The sequence below is a fragment of the Nocardioides pelophilus genome (assembly GCF_014180685.1).
Classification (GTDB): domain Bacteria; phylum Actinomycetota; class Actinomycetes; order Propionibacteriales; family Nocardioidaceae; genus Nocardioides; species Nocardioides pelophilus.
On the sequence record NZ_JACEHF010000195.1, the window covers coordinates 1 to 7,173 of the forward strand.

Genomic DNA, 7,173 nt, shown 5'->3' on the forward strand with positions numbered 1-7,173 from the left:
CTCCAGGAGGCGTTCGTCGCGTTCCTGCACGCGCGGCGAGCCACCGACTCGCCGTACCGTCTCGGCAGCTACCGGGTCGCCACCAACAACCGCGGCCTGGTCCTCCACCGGTGGACTCCCCCGGCCGCGTCGCGCGACCTGCTCAAGCTCGACGCGTCGGTGTGGGCGACGGTCGACCGCGGCGTCCACCGGGTGCTGGAGCTCGCCGACGACCTCAAGTCGCGGGGGCTCGGCACCAGCACCGGCCTGCTCCTGGTCGGCCCGCCCGGCACGGGCAAGACCCAGCTCGGCACGGTCGTCGCCAACGAGCTCGCCGGCTCCACGACGGTGCTGGTGCCCGGCACCTACGTCACCGAGCACTACCTCACCGAGCTGTTCGATCTCGCCGCCGACCTGTCGCCGTGCCTGATCCTGATGGACGACCTCGACCTGATCGCCGGCGAGCGCGGCCAGACCAACCCCCACCGACTGCGGGAGTTCCTCAACGTCATGGACGGCGGGCTGGCCGACCGCAGCGGCGTGGTGGTCATCGCGTCGACCAACGACCACCGCAAGGTCGACAAGGCCGCGCGGCGGTCGTCGCGGTTCGACACCGTGATCAAGATGGAGCCCCCGGTCCTCGAGGGGCGGCTCGCGATCCTGGCGCGCTACCTCGCGTGGTGCGACGCTCCGCTCGACCTGCCCGCGGTGGCTCGCGCGACCGACGGCGCGACCGGCGCCGACCTGAAGGAGCTGGTCCGGGCGACGGTGCTGCACACCAACGACGCCGTCACCACCGAGGCGCTGCTCGCGCAGGCGGCGGCCGGGCGCTGGCGGACGCCGCACGAGGCGGCCGGGCAGTACCTCTGAGCCGGTCCGGCCAGGTGGCATGCTTCGGAGCCATGACTGGCTGGCGGCGCTCCGCGGTCCTGCTCACCGTGCTCGGGGTGGTCGGTTCGACGTCGTACGTCGCGCCGGCCACCTCGGCCGGACCAGCCGTCGCCGTCGTGCGGGCGGACGGCGAGGACCGGCCGGCGGTGATCGGCAAGCGCGTCATCGGCCGGTCCGTCCGTGGCCGACCCATCGTCGCGTGGCACCTCGGCGAGCGGGGCGGGCCGAAGGTGCTGCTGGTGTCGACGATGCACGGCGACGAGCCGCACACCCGCCAGATCCTCACCAGCCTGCGCGACGGCCGACCGATCCGTGGCCTCGACCTGTGGGTGCTGCCGACCTACAACCCCGACGGCCTCGCGCGTCGCACCCGCAAGAACGCTCACGGCGTCGACCTCAACCGCAACTTCCCCTACCGGTGGACCGACCTCGACGGCGCCTACGAGTCCGGACCGCGGCCGCGGTCGGAGCCGGAGACACGCGCCGTGATGCGGTTCCTGAAGAACATCCAGCCGCACCGGATCATCAGCTTCCACCAACCTCTGTACGGCGTCGACACCGACACCAAGAACCAGCGGTTCTCGCGTCGGGTGGCGCGGGCGCTCGACCTCCCGCGGAAGACGTTCAGCTGCGGCGGGGTCTGCCACGGCACGATGACGATGTGGTTCAACCACCGGTTCCGCGGCGCCGCACTGACCGCCGAGTACAACGCGCACCCCAGCCCGCACCGGATGCGGGTCACCGCGCCCCGGCAGGTGCTGTCGATCTGGGGCGCCCACCGCGTCCGCTGAGCGACGCCCTCCGGCCTCGTGCGCGACCGTCCTCGATCGACTCCGTCGCCGACACGCCGCCTCGACGCACGGATGCGCCCGCCGTTGGTGGGAACCATGCAGGTGTGAGCAGACAACTGGCCGACTGGCCGTCGGTGACCGACACGTTCCTCGAGGTCGGCGGCCGCCGGGTCCGGGTCCTGCAGGCCCCCGGCCGCAGGACGTCCAGCCAGGCCCCGCAGCTCCTCGTGCACGGNGCAGGACGTCCAGCCAGGCCCCGCAGCTCCTCGTGCACGGCCTGGGCGGTTCCTCGGTCACCTGGATCGAGGTGATGGAAGGCCTTGCCGAGCACGGTCCCGTGGTCGCCGTCGACCTCCCCGGGTTCGGGCGGACACCGGTCACCGACGACGACCCGCTCACCATGCGCGGGTACGTCCACTTCGCCCTGCAGGTCGCGGACGCCCTCGGGTGGGACCGGTTCACGCTCCACGGCAACTCGATGGGCGGCCTCATCGGGACCCTCCTCGCTGCGCACCACCCGCACCGGCTGGACCGACTGGTCCTGGTCTCTCCCGGCCTGCCGCCCCGCTCGCCCCTCGGCTTCCTGCGGCCGAGCCGCGCGACGATCGACGGCATGGTGCCGATCGCGCTCTCGTCGCTCACCGCGCTCGCGCTGGGAGTCGTCGGGCTCGCCGGCCCCGGGCTCGACGCGCGCCGCAACCGCGCGCTCCTGAGGCTGATCTTCCCGGACCCCGACGGCGTCGATCGAGCGGTGCTGGACCTGATGGCGGCCGACTTCGCCGAGGACGTCGACGGCGTCGACCGGCGGCGCGCGCTCCTCGCCGCGACCCGCTCCATCTCCCGCCTGTGGGCGGACCCTCGCGGCGTCTGGCGCGCCGTCCGGAAGGTCCAGGCTCCGACCTTGGTGCTCGGCGGCACGCAGGATGCGCTGGTGCCGGCGAAGGTCCTGCGGGCGGTGCTGGCCGCACGCCCGGACTGGCAGGGACACGTCCTCGACGACCGGCGCCACGCGCTGATGCTGGAGGACCCGGAGAGCTACCTCCGCATCTTCGGCACCTGGCAGGTCGCCGACGTGGCCGCCTAGGGGTACGCCGAGCGCGGATCGTCCGAGCGGCGTCGCGCTGGCGTCAGAGGGACTGCGCCGCGGGCACCAGCTGCTCGAGCGCGGCGAGGCCCGCAGCGTCGTCCTGGTGGACCACCGCGACGTCCCAGTAGGTCAGCGCCCGGATGCCGATCCGCTCCTCCAGCGGCGCCGTCCGCTCCGCGATGTCGTCGACCGTCGTGCGTCCGAGCGGCGCGCCTCCGTTGTCCCACACGGCGACGTCGCGGTAGCCGAGCTCCTTGAGCCGCGGCCACACGGCGAGCGGGTCGTTGCCGGCGAGGCGGGAGAGACGGTGGTCGTACTCGAAGAACAGCACCGGCCGGGAGTCGCGCCATTCCTCGGCGATCGCCGGCACCAGGGCGACGTCGTAGCCGTCGGTGTCGGACTTGACCAGGCGCAGCCCGGCGAACTCGGGGAACTGCTCGCGCAGCTCGGCCGGCGTGACGGTGCGCATCGCATCCTCGACACCACCCTCGGTGAACCGGGTCGTGCCACCGGTGCGCACCGCGGTCTTGGCGCCGGTCTTCGCGTCGGGGGTCAGCAGCGCCTCGACCACCGAGACGTGCGCCTCCTTGTCGACGTTGAGGTGGAGGTACTCCAGGTAGTGCGGGTCGGCCTCGATGCAGAGCACCCGGGCGTCGGCGGCGTGCAGCACCTGCAGCGTCGAGTCGCCGACGTTGGCGCCCACGTCGATCATCGTGACCGGAGCGCTCGCCCGGGCGAGCAGCGATGCGAGCTGGACGAGGTTCTGGCCGTACGGCCCGTCCTCCCCTGCGTAGTCCGGGAGCCGGTGCGCCCAGGGCAGCACCATCCGCACCCCCTGGACCTCGCGCACCACCTTGCGGTTCGGGAACCGGTCGCGCACGAACCAGCCGAGGTTGCGTCGTAGGTGCTTCGCCCGCTCGCGGATTCGTGGATTCACGGGAGGAAATCTAGCGGCGCTCGTCCCGGCGTCGACCACGACGCTCAGACCGACCAGTGGGCGAGCTCGAGACCGGTCATCCGGCGCAGCTCCTCCATCTCGGGAGCGAGCGTCGCGCGCAGCCGCGCGAGCGACTCGGCGCTGGGCTGCGGGCGCTCGACCGGCTTGGTCATCCGGCGGGTGAAGAAGTACTGCATCCTCCTCAGCTGACCCTTCGGCAGGCGGTGCGCCGCGCGGACCAGGGCGGGGCGGCGCAGCACCCGGTACCAGCCCGGGAGGGCGCCCTTGTCGCCGTACGCGTTGCGGGGGCGGAGCTCCTCGTCGTCGAGCTCGATCTGCTCCAGTCCGAGGAAGTCGAACACCCGGGCCACCGTCGCCGCCGGGTGGTCGGCCAGCTCCGCGAGGTCGACCACGAGGATCTGCGACGGGTCGAACCGGCGGTGGAACTCGCGCAGCTGGGTCGCGTAGCGGCTCGGGGCGACGATCACGTTGTGCTCGGCGTCGGCGTCGCGCAGCTCCTCGTCGATGCTCCCCGTGATCACACCCCAGGTCACCTCCTCGACGTACTCCGCGATCGCGCGATCGACCGGGTCGCGGACCAGGTAGACGAGACGCGCGTCCGGGGTGAGGTCGGCCATCCGGTCGACCACGCCGGGGTAGAGCGGCCACTTGGTGTACTGCGGCGTCGACTCACCGCGGTAGCGGGTGCCTGTCTCGAAGTAGTCCTGGTAGCGGCCGACCCAGGTGAGGCAGTCGGGATCGGTGAAGTACCGGACCTCCTTGTCGTGCGACATGGAGATCTCGGGGTGGAGGGCGAGGTAGTTGTGGAGGCTGGTCGAACCGGCCTTCGCGGCGCCGATGACGACCAGGTTCGGAAGGCGCGCGGGGTCCGGCGACACCGGGGCCGCGTCGCCGCGACGACGGCGGGACCGCCCCGACGTGCTCAGGGCACAGCCCGGGCAGACGTCGAGGTCGTTGCCGTCGCCGGCGAGCAGCCAGCCGAGCTTGCGCATCTCGACGACGGTGCTGCACGAGATCACCGGCGGGACGCACAGGTCGCACTGCAACGAGACCAGCTCGTCGCGGCCCTCCCGCGCGAACCTGGCCAGAACGGTCATGAACGGCCGAGCAGCCGCGACATCTGCTCGTGGTCGGCGTCGACCATCAGCCGCGCCAGCGCCTCGGCATCGGTGTCGGGCTTCCAGCCGAGCACCTCGCGGGCCTTGCTCGCGTCACCGATCAGGGCGTCGACCTCGGTCGGGCGCTCGTAGGACTGGTTGTAGCGGACGTAGTCCTCCCAGTCGAGGCCCGCGTGCGCGAAGGCGTACTGGCAGAACTCCCGCACCGTGGTGCCGATCCCGGTCGCGAGCACGTAGTCCTGCGGCTCGTCGTGCTGCAGCATCCGCCACATGCCCTCGACGTACTCCTTGGCGAAGCCCCAGTCGCGGACCGCGTCGAGGTTGCCGAGGGTCAGGTGGTCGGCGACACCGAGCTTGATCGCGGCCACGCCCAGGGTGATCTTGCGGGTCACGAAGCTCTCGCCGCGCCGCGGCGACTCGTGGTTGAAGAGGATCCCGGAGACGGCGAACAGGTCGTAGGCCTCGCGGTAGTTGACGGTCACCCAGTGCGCGTAGAGCTTCGCCGCGCCGTACGGCGAGCGCGGGTAGAACGTGGTGTCCTCCTTCTGCGGCGGCGGGGTCGCGCCGAACATCTCGGAGGTGGAGGCCTGGTAGAAGCGGCAGTCGATCTTGGCGGCCCGGATCGCCTCGAGCAGGCGGAGGGTGCCGGTCGCGTCGGTGGACGCGGTGTACTCCGGCATCTCGAAGGACACCTTCACGTGGCTCTGCGCGCCCAGGTTGTAGACCTCGTGCGGCGTGATCTCGCGGATCAGGTTGACCAGGCTGACCCCGTCGGTCAGGTCGCCGTAGTGCAGGTGGAGCGACGAGTTGGTGTGCAGGTGGTCGATCCGGCTGCGGTTGAGGGTCGAGGCGCGGCGCACGAGACCGTGCACCTCGTAGCCCTTCTCGAGCAGCAGCTCCGCGAGATAGGAGCCGTCCTGTCCGGTGATCCCGGTGATGAGTGCGCGCTTCGTCACGCGGGTCACCGTATACGGCAGATAGTGTGCTCGCGCTGCGAGTCCGCAACTACGCGGAACGCCCGCTCCCGTTCGGAAAGGTTCGCTCTCGATGCACCTCGTCGTGGATGCTGTCGTCGTCCGGCCCGGCAGCTCCGCGATCGTGGTCGAGCACCTGCTGCGCGGCTGGGCCGAGGCTGCGCCCGACGACCGGGTCACCGTGCTCAGCGGACCCGACGGGCCGGCGTTCTCGGTTCCCGACGGCTACCGGGTCGGGACCCTGCAGCCGCCCGTCGGCGGACCGGCCGGCGCCCTCTGGTTGCGGTCCTTCGGCGTACGGCGCGCCGCGCGCGCCCTGCACCCGGACGCCGTCCTGTCCGCGGTGCCCGCGACCGGGCTCCTCGGGTACGGCGCTCGCCGGGGGCTGATCCTCTACGACCTGCGCCACGAGCTCCGCCCGCACCAGTTCTCCAGGGGGACCCGGGCGTCGCGCCGGGCGTCGTGGGGCTGGACGATGAGCCGCGCCGACGGGATCTACACCATCTCCGAGCGCACCCTGACCGACCTGCGCGACCGGCACCCGCGGCTCGCGCGGCACGGTGTGGCCGCGCAGCTCGGGGCCGACCACGTCGACGCGTGGCCGCCGGTCGCGCCCGACCGGGAGGCGCCGTACGCGCTGGCCTTCGGTCACTTCGGCAACAAGAACGCCGACGCGGTGCTCGAGGGCTGGGCGCGGTTCTGCACGACCGACGACACGTGGCGGCTCCGGCTGGTCGGCATGGGGTCCGCCGACCGCGCGGCTGCGACCGAACGGGTCGCCGCGCTCGGGGTCGCCGACCGTGTCGAGCTGATGCCCTGGCTGGACGACGCCGCCTTCCAGGACTGCTTCGCGGGAGCCGGTCTGGTGCTGTTCCCGTCGGACTTCGAGGGCTTCGGCCTGCCGGCCATCGAGGCGATGCGGCTGGGCATCCCGGTCGTGGTCTCCAGCGACCCGGCACTGGCCGAGGTGACCGGCGGGCACGCCGCCGTCGCCGCCTCGACGTCGCCCGACGACCTGGCTGCGGCCGTCGCCGAGGCGCTGCGGTTCACCCCCGAGCAGCTGGAGGCGGGACGCCGGTTCACCGACGGGTTCGCGTGGCGTCGTACGGCGAACGTCGTACGGAACTCCCTGCTCCGCCCCGCCGGCTGACGCGCGAGGCCACTCCGCTTGCTGAGGCGCGAGGCAGCTCCGCTGGTTGAGGTGCGAGGCGCTCCGCTGGTTGAGGTGCGAGGCGCTCCGCTGGTTGAGGTGCGAGGCGCCCCGCTGGTTGAGGTGCGAGGCGCCCCGGCGCCGAGCCTCGAAACCACCGGAGCACCCCTGGGACCAGCCTCGGTTTCGAGGCTCCTCGCTGCGCTCGTCGCACCTCAACCAGCG

The 7,173-nt window shown here is 72.3% G+C and carries 7 protein-coding genes; 4 read left to right on the forward strand and 3 right to left on the reverse strand.

Annotated elements, in window-relative coordinates; genetic code table 11:
• The 3 genes from H0488_RS20625 to H0488_RS20635 form a co-directional block, all read left to right on the forward strand.
• On the forward strand, positions 1-849 hold an 849-nt coding region (locus tag H0488_RS20625; protein ID WP_183101106.1), incomplete at its 5' end, for an AAA family ATPase.
• 32 nt (positions 850-881) lie between these two features.
• Positions 882-1,661, forward strand: coding sequence for a M14 family zinc carboxypeptidase (locus H0488_RS20630; protein ID WP_183101107.1), 780 nt, complete (start codon positions 882-884; stop codon positions 1,659-1,661).
• Positions 1,662-1,929: 268 nt separating this feature from the next.
• Positions 1,930-2,745: an alpha/beta fold hydrolase gene (locus H0488_RS20635; RefSeq protein WP_183101108.1), complete on the forward strand. Its 816-nt coding sequence runs from the start codon at positions 1,930-1,932 to the stop codon at positions 2,743-2,745.
• Between the two features lie 43 nt (positions 2,746-2,788).
• Here the strand turns inward: H0488_RS20635 and H0488_RS20640 are convergent, their stop codons facing one another.
• Genes H0488_RS20640 through gmd form a run of 3 tightly spaced genes read right to left on the reverse strand, consistent with a single transcriptional unit; the run spans position 2,789 to position 5,780 of the window.
• A complete protein-coding gene (locus H0488_RS20640; RefSeq protein ID WP_183101109.1) occupies positions 2,789-3,685 on the reverse strand; it encodes an FkbM family methyltransferase in 897 nt (298 codons plus the stop codon).
• Positions 3,686-3,729: 44 nt separating this feature from the next.
• On the reverse strand, positions 3,730-4,803 hold the full coding sequence (locus tag H0488_RS20645) for a sulfotransferase family protein (protein WP_183101110.1): 1,074 nt from the start codon (positions 4,801-4,803) through the stop codon (positions 3,730-3,732).
• Positions 4,800-5,780 carry a GDP-mannose 4,6-dehydratase gene (gene gmd, locus H0488_RS20650; RefSeq protein ID WP_183101111.1) on the reverse strand — a complete coding sequence of 327 codons (981 nt, stop codon included), beginning with the start codon at positions 5,778-5,780 and terminating at the stop codon, positions 4,800-4,802. Before gmd ends, H0488_RS20645 begins: the two co-directional genes overlap by 4 nt.
• A gap of 91 nt (positions 5,781-5,871) precedes the next feature.
• Here gmd and H0488_RS20655 point away from each other — a divergent pair, with 91 nt between their 5' ends.
• Positions 5,872-6,948, forward strand: coding sequence for a glycosyltransferase family 4 protein (locus tag H0488_RS20655; protein ID WP_183101112.1), 1,077 nt, complete (start codon positions 5,872-5,874; stop codon positions 6,946-6,948).
• The last annotated feature ends 225 nt before the right edge of the window (positions 6,949-7,173 follow it).